This is a genomic window from Lacrimispora sphenoides JCM 1415, assembly GCF_900105615.1.
In the GTDB taxonomy this organism is placed as follows: domain Bacteria; phylum Bacillota; class Clostridia; order Lachnospirales; family Lachnospiraceae; genus Lacrimispora; species Lacrimispora sphenoides.
Genome location: NZ_LT630003.1, coordinates 647285 through 667435 on the forward strand (window position 1 = coordinate 647285; position 20151 = coordinate 667435).

Consider the following 20151-nt stretch of genomic DNA (forward strand, 5'->3'; position numbering starts at 1 on the left):
CTGGTGGTACTGGCGCTTTTCTAATTTTTGGGAGGAAGTAATGGACGATATCGATAAAAAAATAGTGAAGACCCTGCAAAACAATGCCCGGGCATCCTTAAAAAATATAGCGGAAATTTCCTTTCTGTCTTCTCCTGCAGTTTCTGCCAGAATTGAAAAGCTGGAACGGGATAAAATCATCACCGGATATCATGCGGCGGTGGACTCAAGGAAGCTGGGATATCATATCACCGCATTTATAAGTCTTGATGTTTCTTCGGCGGATAAAATCCGGTTTTATGAAGATATGGAGTCCATTCCCAATGTGTTGGAGTGCAACTGCGTCACAGGAGAATACTCCATGCTGGTCAAGGTGGCCTTTCCAAGCACCATGGAGCTGGATATTTTTATCGGGCAGCTTCAGAAATATGGAAAGACCAGTACCCAGATTGTATTTTCTACTCCGGTAGGGCCAAGAGACATGGATGTAATGGCGGAATTAGGAGAAAAAGAATAAATGTAGTACGAAAAAATGGTACCGAGAAGGCTGCCCTTACATACTTTATATAATAGAAGTATGTGAAGGGAGTTTTTCTTTTGGCTGAGAGAATGATCGTAGTAATAGATGCCGGTCACGGCGGCACAGACCCAGGTGCGACCTTTGACGGACGGCAGGAAAAAGATGATAACTTAAGGCTTGCGATGGCTGTGGGAAGAATTCTTGCAGACAACGGAATGGATGTCAGGTATACGAGAACTGACGATACCTACAATACGCCCCTTGAGAAGGCCTTGATGGCCAACGAAGCGGAAGCTGATTTTCTCATTTCCATTCACCGAAATGCCATGCCGGTTCCAGGTACCGGTTCCGGAATAGAGGTTCTTGTATTTGAAGATAAAGGGGTGCCGGGCAAGCTGGCAAGAAACATAGGTGAAGCCTTAAATAAGTCGGGATTTACCAACTTAGGAACAGTGGAACGTCCGGGGCTGGTAGTACTCAGACGGACAAAGCTGCCATCGGTTCTGGTGGAAGCAGGATTTATTGACAACGAAGAGGATAATAATCTGTTTGACCAGAATTTTCAAATGATTGCCCAGGGGATTGCAGAAGGCACTCTGAATTCTATACAAGAACAGGTAGCGACACGCCCCGAATATTATCAGGTGCAGACAGGAGCATTCCGGGTTCACACTTTGGCCGAAGATCAGGTTAATACTTTAAAGGCTCAGGGGTTCCCGGCATTTGTTGTTTATGAAGATGGACTTTATAAGGTTCGTGTGGGGGCATTCCGCAATATTGATAATGCGGTGCGCATGGAGCATACGCTCAGACGGAACGGATATAATACGTTCATGGTAAAAAGACCGGCTGTGTATTGAAATCTGGCCGCAGGGAGCAGGCAATGCCCTTGCGGCTTTTTGTCATCCGCTTAACGTGCTGTCAGGTAATGTCTGGAACCAGGGGAAAAATGTATTAGAAGCGGTTAAAAAGGCATAGGATATACCATATCTATAAATTCAGGAGGAATTGCTTGGAGTATATCAGTGAACTTCTAAAGGGTGTTATCATTGGTGTGGCGAACATACTTCCCGGCATCAGCGGGGGTATGTTAGCCATTACCATGGGAGTGTATGATAAGATCATTCATGCGGTAACGCAGCTGTTTCGGGAGCCTTTAAAAAGCCTGCGGGTTCTCCTTCCCTATGGGGTGGGAGCGATGGCCGGCATTGTTTTTCTGTCTCTGGCATTTGAATATCTTTTCCATACATATCCGCTCCAGACCAAAATGGCATTTTTGGGGTTGATCGGGGGCGGGCTCCCTACCTTGTTTCAAAAATCATTTTCAAAAGACCGGGCAGACAGGAGGAAAGGGATATTAACGGCTGCCTTTACCTGCGGCGTGGTCATTCTCATTACCTTTATCGCTGAATCAACCATTACCTCCGGCAGCAGCGGTGAGGGAATGAATATGGCATCTGGTGCGGCTTATCTTTCTTCCGAAAAGTTCTGGGTATTTACGCTGTTTCTGGTGGGGCTGATAGCGGCAGCCACCATGGTGGTTCCGGGAGTGAGCGGGTCCATGATTATGATGATGCTGGGTTTTTATGAACCTATCCTGCAAACAAACAATGCCTGCATAAGAGCTCTCTCATCTTTTGATGTCCAAAGCCTTTTGTTCAATGGAAGGGTGCTTGCGCCTTATGCTGCAGGTCTTGTGATAGGTGTTTTTCTATTTGCAAAAGTGGTGGAACGTCTTCTTACCCGCTATAGACGCCAGATGTACCGGGTTATTATAGGCCTGGTGTTTTCCTCTCCTTTTGTCATCTTATGGGATATGCCGTGGGAAATGGTGAAGCTGTATGAGCTGCTCGGAGGAATCGCTCTTGCTTTGCTGGGATATGTGTCAGCCGAGATGCTGGGGGGAGAAGGATAGAGAGTATAGAAAAAGGAGGAATGATTTCCTCCTTTTTTATATGCTTGCCTGATAAAAATGCGGATATATCTCAGAGCTTTATGAACTGGTTTTTTAAGAGTATTCTGCGATTCGGGTAATTCCTACATAAATGTGAGAGATTCTGTACCATGTAGCGAAGTCGATGATACCGGTTACCGGAAGCCCGAAGATGGACTGGAACTGCCGGACGGCGTTTGCGGTTGCCTGGCCATAGATTCCGTCGGCCGTGATACGTGGAATCGCAGTGTAGACGGAAGCAATTGTATCAAGCTGCTCCTGGACCTGGCGAACCTTATCTCCGCTTGCGCCGATGGTTAAGTTATAACCTGGGAAGGAGGAGGGGATTCCGGATACCTGTTCGGCGGTGTTGATATACATATTGCTTCCATAAAAGTGCCGCAATATTTCTATAGCGGAGTAGCCTTGTTCTCCAAGCCTTAAGCTTCCCCACTGAGTCATCCAGTTAGGGCATTGGACCCTGTTGCCGTCACAGTACTGGGTAAGTATTGGCTGCCTGATGCCGGGGCGGGATAGGTAATTGTTAAAGATTTCGTCAACGACTTGGGAAATGCTTTCATAAATGTTTCGTCCATAGATCCATTTATGGTCAAAGGCTGTGGAAGATGTAATGGTGAAATCATATCCCTGGTTCCTGTACCATTCTGTATAAACCCGGTTTAATGTAAAGCTCATGATTGCAAGGACATTGGCAGTTATCGTAGACCGGGGCCACGTTGCATAAATTTCGCTGGAAGCCACGTTTTTAATATAGTCAAGGTATGGGACGTAATAATTGGTAGCCGTCGGATCGGTAGGGACTCCGTCGTGGACTACGATTGTCTGGGGGATCACCACACGGCTTAAAACAATTTCTCCGGTCTCCGCTACTGTTTTTACTTCAGCTTCCGCAATTTTTGGGGGATATTCTCCATATAAGGTGTGGTCCGGAATAACAATTGGAACATCCGGAGATACTGCTTCCTGGATCGGAACCATGCGTACCGGCTGTATGGCTGTGGTGTCCGGAAGGATTTCCGTGCCGGAGATGGCGACGGGCTCAAATCCCTGGGCCCGGATGTTAACAACATATTCCGAGTAAGGTTGGGCAAGGCCGGGGGATAAGCTTAAGTCAAGGGGAGGAGCAGCTAGACTGACCTGTTCCGTCTGGCCGGAAGAATTGGTGGTGAGCTGTTCCACGGTACTTTCAGGATCTCCTTTGTAGGCAATGGAAACCTCCGCATCCCGGACGGGAAAGTTGTTTTCCTGGGAAACGACGTTTACCTGAAGGATACCGGTATATGCGGCTTCCTGGTCGCCGGAAACATTGGTTTCCTGGGCTACGGCTGTTATGTATTTTTTCATAGAATGCCCCTTAATGAATTGATTATTATTAAATATATTAAGGGGTAAAAGGAATAATTACAAAAGCACCCGCAGGTTAAGATAAATTTTAATCCTGCGGGAAGCTTTTAGAAAAAGGATGATTTTGTTTCTTGAAACATGGACTCCACATAGTTTCGCATTTCATCCCGGCTATCTACGTTTCTGGCTCCGTCTACGATCCTGTCTCTCTCTTTATCAGAGAGGCCGGCAAACCGGGTCAGAATATCCGAGTGCTGCGCTAACTCCATGGTAAAGCCAATGGGCAGTTCGCTGTTATCAATCATGATTTATCACCTCAGTCTTAGTCTGTGCGGATTGTCCCGAAAGTATACTTTTGAAAGAATTACCATGTATTTTGTATTATTATGCAAGGATTTAAGCAAGAATAATTAAATATGCAGTATTTATAAGTAAATATTAAAAAAATTTATAAGAAGAAAACAGTTGAAAAATGTCGCGGTATCATGTATAATCTATTCAATTTGGGCATTACTGTTCAACATGCAGTAGCATTCAGAAAGGCTCAACAACCATAGCATTAAGAAAGGACAGGACTTTGCGTATGAAAGCTTTTTTAATACTGGAAGACGGTACTGTGTTTACAGGATCGAGCATCGGTTCAACCCAGGAAGTGATCAGTGAGATCGTATTCAATACTTCCATGACAGGTTATTTAGAAGTCCTAACCGACCCCTCCTATGCAGGGCAGGCGGTTGTAATGACTTACCCCCTGATTGGTAATTACGGTATTTGTCATGAAGACATGGAATCATTAAAACCTTGGCCGGATGGCTACATTGTCAGAGAATTATCTAGAATTCCCAGCAACTTTAGAAGCGGGGATACCCTTCAGCATTTCTTAAATGAACACAACATTCCAGGTATCAGTGGTATCGATACGAGAGCCCTTACAAAAATTCTAAGAGAAAAAGGAACCATGAACGGCATGATCACTACGAATGAAAGTTTTGATCTTGACGAAGTCATTTTGCGTATGAAGACATATTCTGTGACTGGTGTGGTGGAGAAAGCTACCTGCAGGGAGAAATATGTTCTTCCCGGCGGCGGGAAAAAGGTAGCTCTTCTGGATCTTGGAGCCAAGAAAAATATTGCCCGCTCCTTACAGGAGAGAGGTTGTGAGGTGATCGTTTACCCTGCAGCGGCAAAAGCAGAAGAAATCCTCTCCGGCTGCCCTGACGGAATCATGTTATCCAACGGGCCTGGGGATCCCAAGGAATGTGTGGGGATTATTGAAGAGATAAAGAAATTATACGAATCCAATGTGCCGATTTTTGCCATCTGCCTGGGACATCAGCTCATGGCACTCGCCACAGGTGCGGATACCCATAAGCTGAAATACGGCCACAGGGGCGGCAATCACCCGGTAAAGGATTTAGAAACCGGACGGGTGTACATCTCCTCTCAGAATCACGGCTATGTAGTCGATGTGGATACCATTGATCCGTCAGTGGCGGTTCCTGCCTTTATCAATGTAAATGACGGGACCAATGAGGGACTGAAATATACAAACAAAAACATATTTACCGTACAGTACCACCCGGAGGCCTGTCCGGGTCCCCAGGATTCCAGCTACTTATTCGACCGGTTTATAAAAATGATGGAGGTGGGAAAATAATGCCGAAGAATCAGGATATTAAAAAAGTGCTCGTTCTTGGCTCCGGGCCTATTATCATCGGCCAGGCAGCTGAATTTGATTATGCCGGAACCCAGGCCTGCCGTTCCCTGAAAGAAGAAGGGGTCGAAGTAGTCCTGCTAAACTCCAACCCGGCAACCATCATGACGGATAAGGATATTGCGGATAAAGTTTACATTGAACCCCTGACCGTAGAAGTGGTGGAACAGCTCATTTTAAAAGAAAAGCCGGACAGCGTCCTTCCCACTCTTGGTGGACAGGCCGGCTTAAACCTTGCCATGGAGCTGGAAGATAAGGGATTTTTAAAAGAACATAAGGTGCGCCTGATCGGAACTACGGCTCTTACCATTAAGAAGGCGGAGGACCGGGAGCTTTTTAAAGAGACCATGGAAAAGATCGGCGAACCGGTGGCGCCCTCTGATATCGTAGAACATGTGGAGGACGGCCTTAAGGTGGCTGAAGCCATCGGATATCCTGTAGTGCTTCGTCCTGCCTATACCCTGGGAGGTTCCGGAGGAGGAATTGCCGATAATCCAGGACAGTGCCGGGAGATTCTAGAGAATGGACTCCGCTTATCCCGCGTGGGACAGGTTCTTGTGGAACGCTGCATATCAGGCTGGAAGGAGATCGAATACGAGGTAATGCGTGACGGCGCCGGCAACGTGATCACCGTATGTAATATGGAAAACATCGACCCGGTCGGCGTTCATACCGGAGACAGCATTGTGGTGGCCCCTTCCCAGACCCTGGGGGATAAGGAATACCAGATGTTACGCACCTCTGCCTTAAAGATCATCAGCGAGCTGGGTATCACAGGAGGCTGCAACGTGCAGTATGCCCTTCACCCGGAAAGCTTCGAGTATTGCGTGATCGAGGTAAATCCCAGGGTCAGCCGTTCCTCGGCTCTGGCCTCTAAAGCAACCGGTTATCCCATTGCAAAAGTTGCGGCTAAGATCGCAATGGGCTATACCCTGGATGAGATAAAGAATGCGGTGACAAAGAAAACCTACGCCAGCTTTGAGCCGATGTTAGATTACTGTGTGGTCAAGATGCCCCGCCTTCCTTTTGATAAATTCTTAAGCGCTAAGAGGAACCTTGGAACCCAGATGAAGGCCACCGGTGAGGTTATGAGCATTTGCACCAACTTTGAGGGCGGCCTTATGAAGGCTATCCGTTCACTGGAACAGCATGTGGACAGCCTGATGTCCTATGATTTTACAGGGCTAACAGATGAAGAACTGGCTGAGACCCTTCACCTTGTGGATGACCGGAGGATCTGGGTCATTGCCGAAGCATTAAGAAGAGGCTTTTCTTATGAACAGATCCATGATATTACAAAAGTTGATGTGTGGTTCATTGATAAGCTGGCAATTCTTGTGGAAATGGAAGAAGCCCTTAAGAATGGGCCTCTGACTCTGGAACTTCTAAAGGAAGCAAAGAGGATTGAGTTTCCGGATACAGTCATTTCCAGGCTGACAGGGACTCCTTTGGAAGAAATCCGCCGCATGAGAAAGGATAACGGCATTACAGCCGCATTTAAAATGGTGGATACCTGCGCCGCTGAATTTGCAGCTGAGACTCCTTACTATTATTCCTGCTTTGGAAGTGAGAATGAGGCGGTAAAAACAACTGGAAAAAAGAAGGTGCTGGTTCTCGGCTCCGGTCCCATCCGTATCGGCCAGGGAATTGAGTTTGACTACTGTTCGGTTCACAGCACATGGAGCTTCCGAAGGGAAGGCTATGAGACGATTATTGTCAATAATAATCCGGAGACCGTGAGCACGGATTTTGATATTGCAGATAAGCTGTATTTTGAACCCCTTACCCCGGAGGATGTGGAGAGCATCGTTGACATGGAAAAGCCTGACGGGGCGGTGGTCCAGTTCGGCGGCCAGACAGCCATTAAGCTGACGGAGGCCTTGATGAATATGGGGATTCCCATTCTGGGAACGTCTGCAGAGGATGTAGATGCAGCAGAGGACCGGGAGCTGTTTGATAAGATTTTGGAGGATTGCGGGATCCCAAGACCTGCGGGCCAGACGGTATTCACGGCAGAAGAAGCCAAGAGTGCGGCAGGAGAGCTTGGATATCCGGTGTTGGTAAGACCCTCCTATGTGCTGGGCGGCCAGGGTATGCAGATTGCCATCTCTGACCAGGATATCGATGAATTTATTGGGATCATCAACCTGATCGCACAGGATCACCCCATTCTGGTAGATAAATATATCCCAGGCAAGGAAATCGAAGTGGATGCGGTTTGCGACGGTGAGGATATTCTGATTCCCGGAATTATGGAGCATATAGAAAGAGCCGGCGTGCACTCCGGCGACAGCATTTCCATATATCCGGCTCAGAGCATAAGTGAAACGGTAAAGGAAAAGCTGGTGGAATATACAAGAAGGCTTTCCAAAGCCCTGCACGTTAAGGGAATGATCAACATTCAGTTCATTGTAAGCGGGGAAGATGTATATGTCATTGAGGTAAATCCCCGGTCTTCCCGTACCGTGCCTTATATCAGCAAGGTGACCGGAATTCCCATCGTCCCCCTGGCAACCCAGGTCATTTGCGGGCATTCCATCAGGGAGCTGGGATATGAACCCGGGCTTTCGCCGGAAGCAGATTATATCGCTGTCAAAATGCCGGTATTCTCCTTTGAAAAGATCCGGGGCGCCGATGTAAGCCTTGGTCCGGAGATGAAATCCACCGGAGAGTGCTTAGGAATAGCAAAGACCTTTAATGAGGCTCTTTACAAGGCGTTCGCAGGAGCAGGAATCAAGCTTCCTAGGCATAAAAACATGATCATAACCGTGAAGGATTCCGATAAGGAAGAGATCATTGACATCGCCAGAAGATTCCAGGCTCAGGGATATAAGATATTTTCCACATCAGGAACGGCCAGAGTGCTTAACAGTCATGGGATAAAAGCTCTTATGGTCCGCAAGCTGGAACAGGAATCACCAAACCTTCTGGACTTAATCCTGGGCCATGAGATCGATCTGGTTATTGATACGCCGACTCAGGGAGCGGATAGAAGTAGGGACGGATTTGTAATCCGAAGAAATGCCATTGAGACCGGTGTAACGGTTTTAACTTCCTTAGATACGGCAGCGGCCTTAGTGACCAGCATGGAAAACAAAGCCAAAGAACTGACTCTGATCGATATTGCCAAAGTTAAAAATAAATAAAAAAAAGCTGGGACAGTGGAAAACCTGTTCCAGCTTTTTTCTTATTGCATTGGGGTTTTTACAAATTGCTTGTCAAATTCCGGATTATAATAATAAAAGTTTTTAGGATTCAAAGTGGATTTAATATTTTCAAGAGCTTCGCCAAACCGCTGGAAATGCACGACCTCCCTTTCCCGAAGGAATTTTAACGGTTCTCTTACATCAGGATTCGGTATGATCCGGATTAAGTTGTCATAGGTTGTCCTTGCCTTTTGCTCGGCTGCCAGGTCTTCGATCAAGTCGGTAATAGCATCACCTTTGGACTGGAATTCACAGGCATTAAAAGGAACTCCGGCCGCAGCAGTGGGCCAGAGGGCTGTTGTATGGTCAATATAATAGGCATCAAACCCTGCAGTCTTTGCCTGTTCCACAGTTAAATTTTTCGTCAGCTGATAAATGATAGCGCAGATCATCTCCAGATGCCCAAGCTCTTCCGTACCAATATCTGTTAAAAGTCCCCCAACTTCCTTGCATGGCATGGAATATCTTTGGGAAAGATAACGCATGGAAGCTGCCAATTCTCCATCAGGTCCGCCAAACTGGCTAATAATGAGAGAGGCTGTTTTCGGACAAGTTTCTTTGATGTTTACAGGGAACTGCAGTCTTTTTTCGTAATTCCACATTATAAGTTACCTCCTTCCCAAGGCAACGGGCCGTCTACCCAGGTAAAATGCTTTTGACCCGCATATTTTGTATTAGATTCTGTTTTGTTGTTGGTATCAGGGCAGACACAGTTTATGGTAAGAGGTTCAAAGTTTTCCGCATAAGTTTTTAAAAGCTGTTTTCTTTGTTCCATGGCCTGCTTAAAGGCTGTTAATGCATTTTCATCCACTGGATGAGTATCCAAATACAATGTTAAATCATTAACAGTAAAGCTTACTTCTGTGATCTGCTTTAAGAGAGCTTTTTGATCTGCCATTACTGTTCACCTCCCGTTACATAAAAAGGAAGATTGAGGGATGGAAAAATAGTCCCATGTTTTAAAGCTGTCTGAGGATCATAAGGCTGTTCCCAGGGCTGCATGGGAATCGTAGCAATACCCAGTTGAACTGTTTTTGTTGGTGTAGCAAGATTGGCCTTTGTTGTGCCGCATTCACATGAATTCATACTAACACTCCTTTCTACTTTCCTGCCCATCCTTTCAGGGCAAAGGTGTTTCATTGATTCATTGAGCTTTCTTTTTTAGTATGGTTGAAACAAAAAAAAATACGTTACAAAAATTCTCCCATTTTAACCACTGTAATGATATTGTAATAATTAGAAAAATGAAATATAATGGAAAAGCAGAATCGAATTGACAGAAAAAAAGAAAATTAAAAAGACGGGAGAGCAGTGTATTGAGTGACAAGAAATTTGCAGTATTGATTGATTCGGATAATATCTCCGCAAAGTATATTACAAGTATTCTGGATGAAATGACCCGCTACGGTGTTATTACTTACAAAAGGATCTACGGGGATTGGACAAGCTCCCAGATGGGAAAATGGAAAATGGAGCTTTTGGAGAATTCGATCACCCCAATCCAGCAATTCTCCAATACCGTAGGAAAGAATGCAACCGATTCAGCCCTTATTATTGATGCTATGGACTTGCTCTACACGGATAATGTAGATGGATTCTGCATCGTATCCAGTGACAGCGATTTCACCCGATTAGCCAGCAGACTTCGGGAGTCCGGCAAGGAAGTCATCGGAATGGGAGAGGATAAGACTCCCAAATCGTTCCGGGCGGCCTGCACGGTTTTCACCAATCTTGAGGTCCTCCTTGATCAGGAAGAGGATGGGACTGGCGGAGGCGCCATAGGAAAAGAGGTGATCGAACAGGATATCACTTCGATTCTTTTAGAAAATGAAGATAAAAATAAGGCAACAGGTCTGGGAGAGATCGGCAACCGCCTTGTGAAAAAATACTCTGATTTTGATGTAAGAAACTACGGCTACAGCTCCCTTTCCAAATTTTTGGAGGAAATGGGCGGCTTTGAGCTTAAAAAATCCAATAATGTGGTAACTGTCCGGATGAAAGATAACCGTACCAAAAAGCAGGAACTGGATGATTTCGCAGTAGGGCTGGTTAAGGGCAGCGGAAAGAACGGTATGGAACTGGCGGCTCTGGGTAATGGCATACACCGGAAATTTGCTGATTTCAAAGTAAAGGATTACGGGTATTCCACCTTCTCAAAATTTGTAAACAGCATTGGACAATTAGAGGTACGGGAGAATAAAAACAATAATAAGACTGTGTATTTGAAAAAAGAAGACTAAAAGAAGCCGGCCAGGAAAACGAGATCCACGGGATCCATGTTTCCTGGCCGGCTTATTTCTATAAGAAGTGATCCTCGCTTTACCAGATACCGAGGACCACTTGAAGGACCAGACTTACCACCGATAATCCAAGCCAGCAGCAAAAACCTAATAAAAGAGGCTTTTTGCCTGTCCGTATCAGCTTGACCAGGTCCGTATTGGTTCCGATGGCTCCCATAGCCATGATAATAAAAAGCTTGCTTAAGTCTTTTAATGAACCGGTAACGCCTGCAGGTATAGGAAAAACGGTAGTAATGATTGAAGCCAGAAAAACAGTGTAATGGGGATGATGGCCAGAGTTCTGGTCAGTTTTACCATGGTGGCTGCTTCCAGGGTGTTGCTGCCGTACATGCCATCCCAGGCGGATGCGGCGGCAGTAACGGAAGAGGTATCGTTAATGGCGGTTCCTGCAAATAAGCCAAAGCCTTCATTGGAAAACCTAAAGCAGAGCCTAATGCCGGAAAAAGCAGAGCGGCAATTTTGCGGATCAAGGGAATAACCGTCATATCCCCTCGATTCATAAGGACATAAAAATGGCGGAAATTCCCTTAAAATCGAGGTTTCTTTAAGAGATAGGAAAAAATGAAAAAAATTGACAAAAAAGTGTTGACAATTAATACAATTAATATTATACTAATGAAGCAGTCGGGAACGAGAGAAAAAAACGAGCTCCTGACCAAGGAAAGTACTGGGATCTTAGCTCAGCTGGGAGAGCATCTGCCTTACAAGCAGAGGGTCACAGGTTCGAGCCCTGTAGGTCCCATTGATAAGCGTAACGCTTATCCAGTGAATTGAATATGGCGGAATAGCTCAGTTGGCCAGAGCACACGGTTCATACCCGTGGTGTCGAGAGTTCGAATCTCCCTTCCGCTACTGTTAAACCCTGTGATTGAAAAATTGCAGGGTTTTTTATATTTCGACATTGCGGATTCCTTTTTCTATTTTCTTATATTCATTTTTTCTGTTTTATGGTATACTTACAAATAGTAAAAAGTGGAGGGATTCCATGTACTATTTTATTGTAAACCCGAACTCACGCTGCGGACGGGGAAGAAACGTTTGGAAAAAATTGGAACGAGTATTAAAGGCCGGGCATGTGGAATATCAGGCATTTCTTACGGAGAAGCCTGGGGATGCCAAGAGATTTGCCAGGGAACTGACAGAAGGCTGCAGGGAATCAAGCGTTATCATAGGAGTAGGCGGAGACGGAACTGTAAATGAAATTCTTGATGGGCTTTCCTTCTGCGGTTCTGTAACGTTTGGGTATATTCCGGCCGGATCCGGTAATGATCTGGCAAGAAGCTTAAAACTTCCTAAGAATCCGGTCCGATGCTTAAAGAAAATACTGCATCCAAAATATTATAAGCTCATGGATTACGGAGTTTTGTCCTATGGCGATGGGGAAATATCCCACCGCCGCTTTATGGTCAGTGCGGGGATTGGAATGGATGCGGCCGTTTGTCATAATATCCTCTATTCAAAGTCAAAGGGACTGCTCCGTAAACTTTTCATTGGGAAGCTTATCTACATTCTCATAGGAATCAAGCAGCTGATTCTTGCCAGGCCCTCAAAAGGGTATATTCTCCTTAACGGAGTACAAAAGATTGAGTTTAACCACGCTTACTTTATATCCGTCCACATCCATCCTTATGAGGGCGGCGGATTTAAATTTGCACCGGATGCAAACTTTGAAGACGGTCAGTTATCAGTTTGTGTTATGAACAGCCGGAATAAAAGGAAACTGATCCCTGTACTGATACGTTCCCTTATGGGAAGAAAGTCCTTACACAGGGGCATCAGGTTTTATACTTGTGAGGAAGTTATGATCCATATGGATCATCCAATGGCAGTTCATGTAGATGGAGAAAGCTGTTTTTGCCAAAACGATGTGCAGCTTCGGTGCATTGGCAAAAAATTGCGTATGATTGTATAGAAATGTATATATTATAGAAGAAACACCTTCGGGTCCCTGCGGGTATACCATTATGCCCAAAAAGCATGGGCAAGAAAGAGGAAACACCCTGCGGGTATACCATTATGCCCAAAGAACGTGGGCAAGAAAGAGGAAACACCCTGCGGGTATACCATTATGCCCAAAGAACGTGGGCAAGAAAGAGGAAAGGAAGAATTATGAGGATTGGACAGGGATATGATGTGCATAAATTAGCGGAAGGAAGAGATTTGATCCTGGGCGGCGTAAAGATTCCTTATGAAAAGGGACTTCTGGGCCATTCTGATGCAGATGTGCTGGTCCATGCAGTGATAGATGCTCTTTTAGGTGCGGCAGCTCTGGGAGATATCGGAGAACATTTCCCGGATACGGATCCTAAATATAAAGGAGTATCCAGCATTGAACTTTTAAAGCACGTAGGCAGGCTTTTGGAGGAGCAGGGATATGTGATCGAGAACATTGACGCCACTGTCATTGCACAAAAACCAAAGCTTCTTCCCTATCGGCGTTCCATGGCACAAAACATTGGGGAAGCTCTGAAGCTGACCGAAGGAAAGGTCAATGTAAAAGCTACTACAGAGGAAGGACTTGGCTTTACCGGAATGGGAGAGGGGATATCCTCACAGGCCATAGCCCTGTTAACCTCCATAGACGATTACTGTTATGACGACAGGATCATGTCTGCTGATTGTAAGGGCTGCTGCGGAGGCTGCGGGAGATAAGAAGAGGATTGCGGGAAGAAACACCCTACGGGTATACCTATATGCCCGAAAGGCGTGGGCTATAAAAAAGAAAGGAAGAAACTATGAAAATTTATAATACATTATCCAGACAAAAGGAAGAATTCGCTTCCCTGGAACCTGGAAAGGTTCGGATGTATGTATGCGGACCAACCGTTTACAATTACATTCACATTGGAAATGCAAGACCCATCATCGTGTTTGATACGGTCCGGAGATATTTTGAATATAAGGGATATGAAGTTAACTTTGTTTCAAACTTTACCGATATAGATGATAAGATCATTAAAAAAGCCATTGAAGAGGGCGTGGATGCAGACACCATTTCCAAGCGTTATATTGAGGAATGCAAAAAGGATATGGAAGGGCTGAATGTAAAGCCGGCAACCAGAAGCCCGCTGGCTACAGAGGAAATATGCGGCATGCTGGAAATGATCCAAAAGCTTGTTGCCTCCGGTCATGCCTATGCGTCAAAAGACGGAACGGTTTATTTCCGTACCAGTTCCTTTGAGGAATATGGAAAGCTGTCCCATAAGAATCTGGATGATCTGCAGTCAGGTTTCCGTGAAATCAAGGTGACCGGTGAAGACGGAAAAGAGGATCCCACCGATTTCGTGCTCTGGAAGCCGAAAAAGGAAGGAGAGCCTTACTGGGAATCCCCATGGTGCGAAGGACGGCCTGGCTGGCATATTGAGTGCTCCGTAATGTCCAGGAAATATCTTGGAGATCAGATCGATATCCATGCAGGTGGAGAAGACTTAATCTTTCCCCATCATGAGAACGAGATCGCACAGAGTGAAGCAGCGAATGGAAAAGAATTCGCTAAATACTGGATGCACAATGGTTTCTTAAATATTGACAATAAAAAGATGTCCAAGTCTCTGGGTAATTTTTTCACGGTCAGGGAAATCAGTGAGAAATACGATTTACAGGTGCTGCGCTTCTTCATGCTGAGTGCTCATTACAGAAGCCCTATTAATTTCAGCGCCGAATTGATGGAGTCATCAAAGAACGGATTAGATAGAATTTTAACTGCAGTCGGTAAATTAAAGGATCTGGAAGCTTCTGCGAAGACAGAAAAACTTCTTGATCATGAGGATAAAAATGCCGTACAGGAGTTGGTTTCCAAATATGAGGCAGCCATGGATGATGACTTTAACACGGCAGATGCCATTTCTGCTGTTTTTGAGCTGGTAAAATTAAGCAATTCCACCACAGATGAAAACAGCTCGAAAGAATATGTGGATTATTTAAAGGAAACCATTGTAAGACTGTGCGATGTTCTTGGAATCATTACGGAAAAGGAAGAAGAGATCCTGGATGATGAAATCGAAGCCATGATCGCAGGCAGGCAGCAGGCCAGAAAAGACAAGAATTTCGCCCTTGCCGATGAAATCCGCGGAAAGCTTTTAGAAAAGGGGATCGTTCTGGAGGACACCAGGGAAGGTGTGAAATGGAAGAGAATATAACATCAGTGGCAGCGTTTTCTGATTTTTTTAAGGATACGTTAAAACTAAAAGAAGTAGATGTGAAAACCTATTCCCCACTGGCATTGGCATATATCGGAGATGCAGTTTATGAACTGATCGTACGTACGAAGGTGATGAACCATGGAAGCACTCAGGTGAATAATATGCATAAGAAGAGTGCGAGGCTGGTAAACGCAGGAGCGCAGGCAGAGATCATCCGCCGGCTTCTTGAAGACGAGGACTTAACTCCGGAAGAGGTGGCAACATACAAACGGGGACGCAATGCCAAGTCTGTGACAACCGCGAAACACGCAACTGTTGCCGATTACAGGACTGCAACCGGATTTGAGGCCCTGTGTGGTTATCTGTATTTAAACGGCAATTTAGACCGTCTGATCACCCTGGTAGGCAAAGGACTTGAACGAATAGGAGAACTGGAATGATAGAGGAATTTACCATAGAAGGAAGGAATGCGGTATTAGAAGCATTCCGCTCCGGAAAAACCATTGATAAGCTGTATGTACAAAAGGGAGTCCAGGATGGCCCCATCCAGTCCATTATCAGGGAAGCGAAAAAGAAAGACACCATCATTAATTTTGTAGAAAGAGAACGCCTGGACCAGATGTCCGAGGAAGGGCATCACCAGGGCGTTATTGCCCATGCTGCGGCTTATGAATACGCAGAGGTTGAAGATATACTTAAGGCAGCCGAAGAAAAGGGAGAACCTCCCTTCCTCTTTCTGCTGGACGGAATTGAAGACCCTCACAATCTGGGAGCGATCATCCGTACGGCAAATTTAGCAGGAGCCCATGGGGTTATCATCCCTAAGCGCCGGGCCGTTGGTCTTACGGCAACGGTTGCAAAGACTTCTGCCGGGGCGCTTAATTATACGCCTGTGGCTAAGGTTACCAATCTCACGGCTACCATGGAAGAATTAAAGAAAAAAGGGATGTGGTTTGTCTGTGCAGATATGGATGGAGAACTCATGTACCGTCTTGATTTAAAGGGACCGATCGGCCTTGTGATCGGCAGCGAAGGAAGCGGCGTGGGAAAATTGGTCAAAGAAACCTGTGACATGGTGGCATCCATACCCATGAAAGGGGATATTGATTCTCTCAACGCTTCCGTGGCAGCAGGTGTACTGGCCTATGAGATCGTAAGACAACGTTTGGGATAAGAGATGAGGTGTGATGATCATAAAAAAGAATGGTACGGCTATGGTGGCTGCCTGTGCAGCGATTCTGTTTACTTTCAGCGGATTTGTTTCAGCTGGTGATATTGCTGCGGCGGACAGCATAGAAGAAAGTATTGAGTGGAAGACTGTAGTAAGCATTGGGGATGAAGCAGTTCCTCTTTATTCAAAGCCTTCCGGGAGCAAAGTGAAGATCCCTCAGGCTCCGGGAACGGTTACCTATGGAAATGGTACAGCACTGGTAGATGCGTCCAACGCCAGTCATGGCTATGTGATGGTCCAGTATAGCGGAAATTCAACCAAGATAAAAGTCCAGGTAATTAAAAACGGAGGAGAGACTTATTCCTATGATTTAAATGCCAGATCTGCCTATGAGGTATTTCCTCTGACAGAAGGAAACGGAAAATATACGGTCCGGGTTTTAGAGCAGGTACAGGGGAACCAGTACGCCATAAAATCCAGCAGTGATATCAATGTAACACTTGCAGACCAGTTTGAACCGTTCCTTTACCCCAATCAATATGTGAATTTTTCCGCCGGAAGTGCCGTGGTGAAAAAGGGGGAGGAGCTTGCAGCTTCTGCACCTGATGCCATTGGCGTAGTCACTAATGTTTATAATTTTGTTGTAAAGAATTTTACCTATGATACGGCACTGGCAAGCTCTGTCCAGTCCGGCTATCTGCCTGATGTGGATCAGGTGCTGTCTCAGAAAAAGGGAATTTGTTTTGACTATGCGGCAGTTATGACTGCCATGCTGCGTTCCCAGGATATCCCAACAAAACTTGTGGTGGGTTATACAGGCAGCCTGTATCATGCCTGGGTCAATGTTTATATTGAAGGCCAGGGCTGGGTGGATAATATCATCTATTTTGACGGATATGACTGGAAGCTTATGGACCCGACGTTTGCATCCTCCGGAGGCAGTGATCCGTCCATACAGCAATATATCACAAACAGCTCCAATTATAAGGCGAAATATACATACTAAAGAACTTCATTTAAAGGAGAAACGACAGATGAAAATGAAAGCGAAAAAGCGATATTCCGCAAGGGAACTTTCCGCTTTCTGCCTTCAAATATCAATTCTACTCCATGCTGCAATCCCTCTTGATGAGGGATTGTCTGTTATGGCGGAGGATTCTGTATGGGAGGAAGAGAAACAAATTCTTAAGCAAATGGCAGAAGAGGCTGAGCTAGGGGTTCCTTTCTCAAAAGTACTGGAGAATACAGGCCTTTATCCAGCCTATGTGATCCGGATGTCAAAGCTGGGGGAGGAGACAGGGACACTGGACCAGATCATGGAATCCTTGGCCGGATATTATGAAAAAGAGCATATCCTTATGAAAAACATCAGGAATGCAGTTACTTACCCTATCATCATGATTTTTATGCTTCTGGTGGTTCTTCTGGTTTTATTCACCAGGGTTATGCCCATATTTGAACAAGTATACCAACAGCTGGGGGCAGAGATGTCGCCGGTTTCTCTTGCTGCAACAAGGCTTGGAGGCGTATTCTGTGCAGTTGCCCTGGTTCTTGGGATCCTTATGGCTTTTGCAGCTGCCCTGGTATGGCTTCTTGGCAGGAAAGGGAAAAAGCTTTTGGTTGCGGAACGGCTGATCCAGTGGATTAAAAAAAGAAGCCGCATGGCTCTTGCAATATCCAACCGGCGTTTTACTGCAGTCCTAGCACTGACTCTTCACAGCGGATTAGAGCTGGAAAAGGGGATGGAGCTGGCAGAGCAGCTGGTTGAGAATCAGACAGTGGAAGAAAAGATCAGACATTGTGCGAAAGAGCTTGAAGCTGGAACAGACTATTATACCGCCATGAAGAATACCGGGCTGTTTAACGGCTTCTATGCACAGATGATAAAAGTAGGAACCAGAAGCGGCCAGCTGGACCGGGTCATGGAGGAAATCTCCAGAAGCTATGAAGATGAAGCGGATACGACCATGGAACATATGGTCAGCCGGTTTGAACCTACGGTGGTGGCAGTGCTTGCCATTGCGGTGGGACTGGTGCTTTTGTCTGTCATGCTTCCTCTTGTCAGTGTCTTGTCGGCGATCGGATAGGGGGCGTCTTGATGATAAAATGGAAACAATCTCCCAGAGAGGTCATAGGTCAGTTGTTCTCTTTGCTGGCCTTCGCTTGTGCGGTTGCCCTTTTTGTTTCAGGAGTTCTCATGTTCTCGAGGAAAGCCGATGCAAAGGGAGCTGATACCCTTCGGGATGCCATACGCAGGGCTTCGGTGCAGTGCTATGCCATTGAGGGAAGATATCCGCCAAACGTGGAATATCTGGAAGAAAATTATGGAATACAGATTGACAGAAACCGGTATGACGTGTTTTACAGCGGCTTTGCTTCAAACTTTATGCCGGATATTACGGTCAATCCCCATGAACGATAACCGGGAGGTGGGCAAGTGAGCGGAAAAGAATACCAGAGAGGCCAGATGGCCAATGCTCTGTTTACCATACTGCTGTTCCTTGTATTTGTGCTCTGCGCTTTATTCTCGGTGCTCATCGGAGGCAAAGTCTTTGAGAACATCAATGCCAGAGCAGAGAATACCTACCAAAAGGATGTAGCCTTAAGTTACATAGCCAACAAAGTGAGGCAGGGGGATGAAGCCGGCAGGGTAACTCTGACAGAGATGTCAGGAACCACTGTCCTTAAGCTGGAACAGGAGATACAGGATTCGGTATATGTGACCCTTATTTATTACCAGGATGGCAGGCTGTGGGAGCTTTTTACAGACGAAGAAAGCGGCCTGGGAGTAGGAGACGGGAATGAGATTCTGGAATGCAGCCCGGTTTCCATGGAAATGGATGGCAGGCTTCTGCATATAAAAACGGAGATGGAAGGCGGAGACCGCATCTGGCTTTCCTTAAGAAGCGGAGGGGCAGTTCATGAATAGAAAACACCCCTCAGGCGTATTTATGATGGAGATGATTGCCGTTGTTTTTTTCTTTATCCTTTGTGCAGGCATCTGCATAAAAACATTTGTAAAAGCGGATTTCATGAGCCGGGAGGCAGCGGATTTAAATCAGGGTGTGCTGATCGCCCAAAGCGTAGCAGAGGTCTGGAAAGCGGAGGGCCCGGAGGGACTTGAAAATAGGTTTCAGGCTTATGGGCAGGAGGGCGGTTCTTTAGGCTATACTATGGGCCTTGATAAGTCCGGTAATCCTTGTGAAAAAGAGAAGGCTGTTTTTGATGTAAAAGCAGATATTGCCGGGCTGGGACATGCGGAAGTGACCGTAAGCAAAAACGGGAAACGAATTTATACCCTTACGGTGACCAGACATGTGACGCAACAATGACGGAGGTGGAACCATGGCAAAACAGGAGAATGGATACAGGGCCAATATAGGCAGTCCTTCCCTTATACTCATATTTATTGTCATGTGCCTGATAACCTTTGGGATGCTTTCCCTTAGTACCGCCAAAAGTGAGCGGAATCTGGCAGAACGCAATGCTTCTGCTGTGACAGAGTACTACCGGGCTGACGGAGAGGGAGAGGCTTTTTATCAGATGGTTTTAAATAAGGCGGCGAAAGTCCGGGAAAAGAGCCAGGATCCACAGGAACGGAAACAGCTTTTGTCCCTGGAACTGGGAGATGCCTATGAGCCGGATAAGGGAACCGTGACAGTAAATATCCCCATGGGACGTTCCCAGGCTCTTTCTATAGAACTGCTTTTCCAGCCGGAGGGAGAAGAAGATATTCAGATATCAAAATGGAAGGTAATTCAGACAGAGGATTTTGAAATTGATCATTCCATGCCAGTGTGGACAGGTGGGGAGACTTAAGA

22 protein-coding genes, 2 tRNA genes and 1 pseudogene are annotated in these 20151 nt (G+C 45.9%); 19 read left to right on the forward strand and 6 right to left on the reverse strand.

Annotation, left to right across the window (positions count from 1 at the left end; all coding sequences use genetic code 11):
• The first annotated feature begins 40 nt into the window (after positions 1-40).
• The 3 genes from BMX69_RS02815 to BMX69_RS02825 all read left to right on the forward strand — a co-directional run bounded on the left by BMX69_RS02815 (position 41) and on the right by BMX69_RS02825 (position 2414).
• Positions 41-496, forward strand: a complete 456-nt coding sequence (locus BMX69_RS02815; RefSeq protein ID WP_100041511.1) for an Lrp/AsnC family transcriptional regulator — start codon at positions 41-43, stop codon at positions 494-496.
• A gap of 92 nt (positions 497-588) precedes the next feature.
• Positions 589-1359, forward strand: a complete 771-nt coding sequence (locus BMX69_RS02820) for an N-acetylmuramoyl-L-alanine amidase (RefSeq protein ID WP_054789867.1) — start codon at positions 589-591, stop codon at positions 1357-1359.
• A 152-nt stretch (positions 1360-1511) separates the two neighbouring features.
• Positions 1512-2414 carry a DUF368 domain-containing protein gene (locus tag BMX69_RS02825; protein WP_100041512.1) on the forward strand — a complete coding sequence of 301 codons (903 nt, stop codon included), beginning with the start codon at positions 1512-1514 and terminating at the stop codon, positions 2412-2414.
• 93 nt (positions 2415-2507) lie between these two features.
• Here the strand turns inward: BMX69_RS02825 and BMX69_RS02830 are convergent, their stop codons facing one another.
• Positions 2508-3797, reverse strand: a complete 1290-nt coding sequence (locus BMX69_RS02830; RefSeq protein ID WP_054789819.1) for a peptidoglycan-binding protein — start codon at positions 3795-3797, stop codon at positions 2508-2510.
• Positions 3798-3904: 107 nt separating this feature from the next.
• On the reverse strand, positions 3905-4102 hold the full coding sequence (locus BMX69_RS02835; RefSeq protein WP_025232076.1) for a hypothetical protein: 198 nt from the start codon (positions 4100-4102) through the stop codon (positions 3905-3907).
• 278 nt (positions 4103-4380) lie between these two features.
• Between BMX69_RS02835 and BMX69_RS02840 the strand changes: the two genes are divergently transcribed.
• Positions 4381-5454: a carbamoyl phosphate synthase small subunit gene (locus BMX69_RS02840; protein WP_100041513.1), complete on the forward strand. Its 1074-nt coding sequence runs from the start codon at positions 4381-4383 to the stop codon at positions 5452-5454.
• The gene (carB, locus tag BMX69_RS02845; protein WP_100041514.1) at positions 5454-8657 is read left to right on the forward strand and encodes a carbamoyl-phosphate synthase large subunit; all 3204 of its coding nucleotides are present in this window, start codon (positions 5454-5456) and stop codon (positions 8655-8657) included. The genes BMX69_RS02840 and carB overlap by 1 nt, the downstream gene beginning before the upstream one ends.
• A gap of 41 nt (positions 8658-8698) precedes the next feature.
• Here carB and BMX69_RS02850 read toward each other — a convergent pair whose 3' ends face one another.
• From BMX69_RS02850 to BMX69_RS02860, 3 genes are read right to left on the reverse strand one after another with little or no spacing between them, the layout of a single operon-like run.
• A complete protein-coding gene (locus tag BMX69_RS02850) occupies positions 8699-9319 on the reverse strand; it encodes a manganese catalase family protein (RefSeq protein WP_038278883.1) in 621 nt (206 codons plus the stop codon).
• On the reverse strand, positions 9319-9615 hold the full coding sequence (locus BMX69_RS02855) for a spore coat protein CotJB (RefSeq protein ID WP_054789820.1): 297 nt from the start codon (positions 9613-9615) through the stop codon (positions 9319-9321). The genes BMX69_RS02850 and BMX69_RS02855 overlap by 1 nt, the downstream gene beginning before the upstream one ends.
• Positions 9615-9803, reverse strand: coding sequence for a spore coat associated protein CotJA (locus BMX69_RS02860; RefSeq protein WP_025232081.1), 189 nt, complete (start codon positions 9801-9803; stop codon positions 9615-9617). Before BMX69_RS02860 ends, BMX69_RS02855 begins: the two co-directional genes overlap by 1 nt.
• A 230-nt stretch (positions 9804-10033) precedes the next feature.
• Here BMX69_RS02860 and BMX69_RS02865 point away from each other — a divergent pair, with 230 nt between their 5' ends.
• A complete protein-coding gene (locus BMX69_RS02865; RefSeq protein WP_100041515.1) occupies positions 10034-10957 on the forward strand; it encodes an NYN domain-containing protein in 924 nt (307 codons plus the stop codon).
• A 79-nt stretch (positions 10958-11036) separates the two neighbouring features.
• On the opposite strand, the pseudogene BMX69_RS02870 reads toward BMX69_RS02865, so the two are convergent.
• Positions 11037-11502, reverse strand: a pseudogene (locus BMX69_RS02870) (putative sulfate exporter family transporter); the annotation flags it as partial.
• A 184-nt stretch (positions 11503-11686) separates the two neighbouring features.
• Between BMX69_RS02870 and BMX69_RS02875 the strand changes: the two are divergent.
• From BMX69_RS02875 to BMX69_RS02935, 13 genes are all read left to right on the forward strand, one after another.
• A tRNA-Val gene (locus tag BMX69_RS02875) sits at positions 11687-11759 on the forward strand.
• Positions 11760-11795: 36 nt separating this feature from the next.
• Positions 11796-11869, forward strand: a tRNA-Met gene (locus BMX69_RS02880).
• Between the two features lie 133 nt (positions 11870-12002).
• Positions 12003-12929: a diacylglycerol/lipid kinase family protein gene (locus BMX69_RS02885; RefSeq protein ID WP_100041516.1), complete on the forward strand. Its 927-nt coding sequence runs from the start codon at positions 12003-12005 to the stop codon at positions 12927-12929.
• 197 nt (positions 12930-13126) lie between these two features.
• Positions 13127-13669, forward strand: coding sequence for a 2-C-methyl-D-erythritol 2,4-cyclodiphosphate synthase (gene ispF, locus BMX69_RS02890; RefSeq protein WP_100043751.1), 543 nt, complete (start codon positions 13127-13129; stop codon positions 13667-13669).
• An 83-nt stretch (positions 13670-13752) separates the two neighbouring features.
• Complete coding sequence (gene cysS, locus BMX69_RS02895; protein WP_100041517.1) at positions 13753-15156, forward strand: cysteine--tRNA ligase; 1404 nt, start codon at positions 13753-13755, stop codon at positions 15154-15156.
• Positions 15141-15599, forward strand: a complete 459-nt coding sequence (locus BMX69_RS02900; protein ID WP_025232088.1) for a Mini-ribonuclease 3 — start codon at positions 15141-15143, stop codon at positions 15597-15599. Before cysS ends, BMX69_RS02900 begins: the two co-directional genes overlap by 16 nt.
• Positions 15596-16333: a 23S rRNA (guanosine(2251)-2'-O)-methyltransferase RlmB gene (gene rlmB / locus BMX69_RS02905; protein WP_025232089.1), complete on the forward strand. Its 738-nt coding sequence runs from the start codon at positions 15596-15598 to the stop codon at positions 16331-16333. The genes BMX69_RS02900 and rlmB overlap by 4 nt, the downstream gene beginning before the upstream one ends.
• Before the next feature lie 19 nt (positions 16334-16352).
• Entirely contained in the window at positions 16353-17336 is a 984-nt protein-coding gene (locus BMX69_RS02910) for a transglutaminase-like domain-containing protein (protein ID WP_054789868.1), read from the forward strand.
• A gap of 28 nt (positions 17337-17364) precedes the next feature.
• The gene (locus BMX69_RS02915) at positions 17365-18417 is read left to right on the forward strand and encodes a type II secretion system F family protein (protein WP_100041518.1); all 1053 of its coding nucleotides are present in this window, start codon (positions 17365-17367) and stop codon (positions 18415-18417) included.
• A gap of 11 nt (positions 18418-18428) precedes the next feature.
• On the forward strand, positions 18429-18752 hold the full coding sequence (locus BMX69_RS02920; RefSeq protein ID WP_100041519.1) for a hypothetical protein: 324 nt from the start codon (positions 18429-18431) through the stop codon (positions 18750-18752).
• A 15-nt stretch (positions 18753-18767) separates the two neighbouring features.
• Positions 18768-19259, forward strand: a complete 492-nt coding sequence (locus tag BMX69_RS02925; protein ID WP_174715196.1) for a DUF4860 domain-containing protein — start codon at positions 18768-18770, stop codon at positions 19257-19259.
• Positions 19252-19662: a hypothetical protein gene (locus BMX69_RS02930; RefSeq protein WP_100041520.1), complete on the forward strand. Its 411-nt coding sequence runs from the start codon at positions 19252-19254 to the stop codon at positions 19660-19662. The genes BMX69_RS02925 and BMX69_RS02930 overlap by 8 nt, the downstream gene beginning before the upstream one ends.
• A 13-nt stretch (positions 19663-19675) precedes the next feature.
• Positions 19676-20149: a hypothetical protein gene (locus BMX69_RS02935; protein ID WP_054789825.1), complete on the forward strand. Its 474-nt coding sequence runs from the start codon at positions 19676-19678 to the stop codon at positions 20147-20149.
• The last annotated feature ends 2 nt before the right edge of the window (positions 20150-20151 follow it).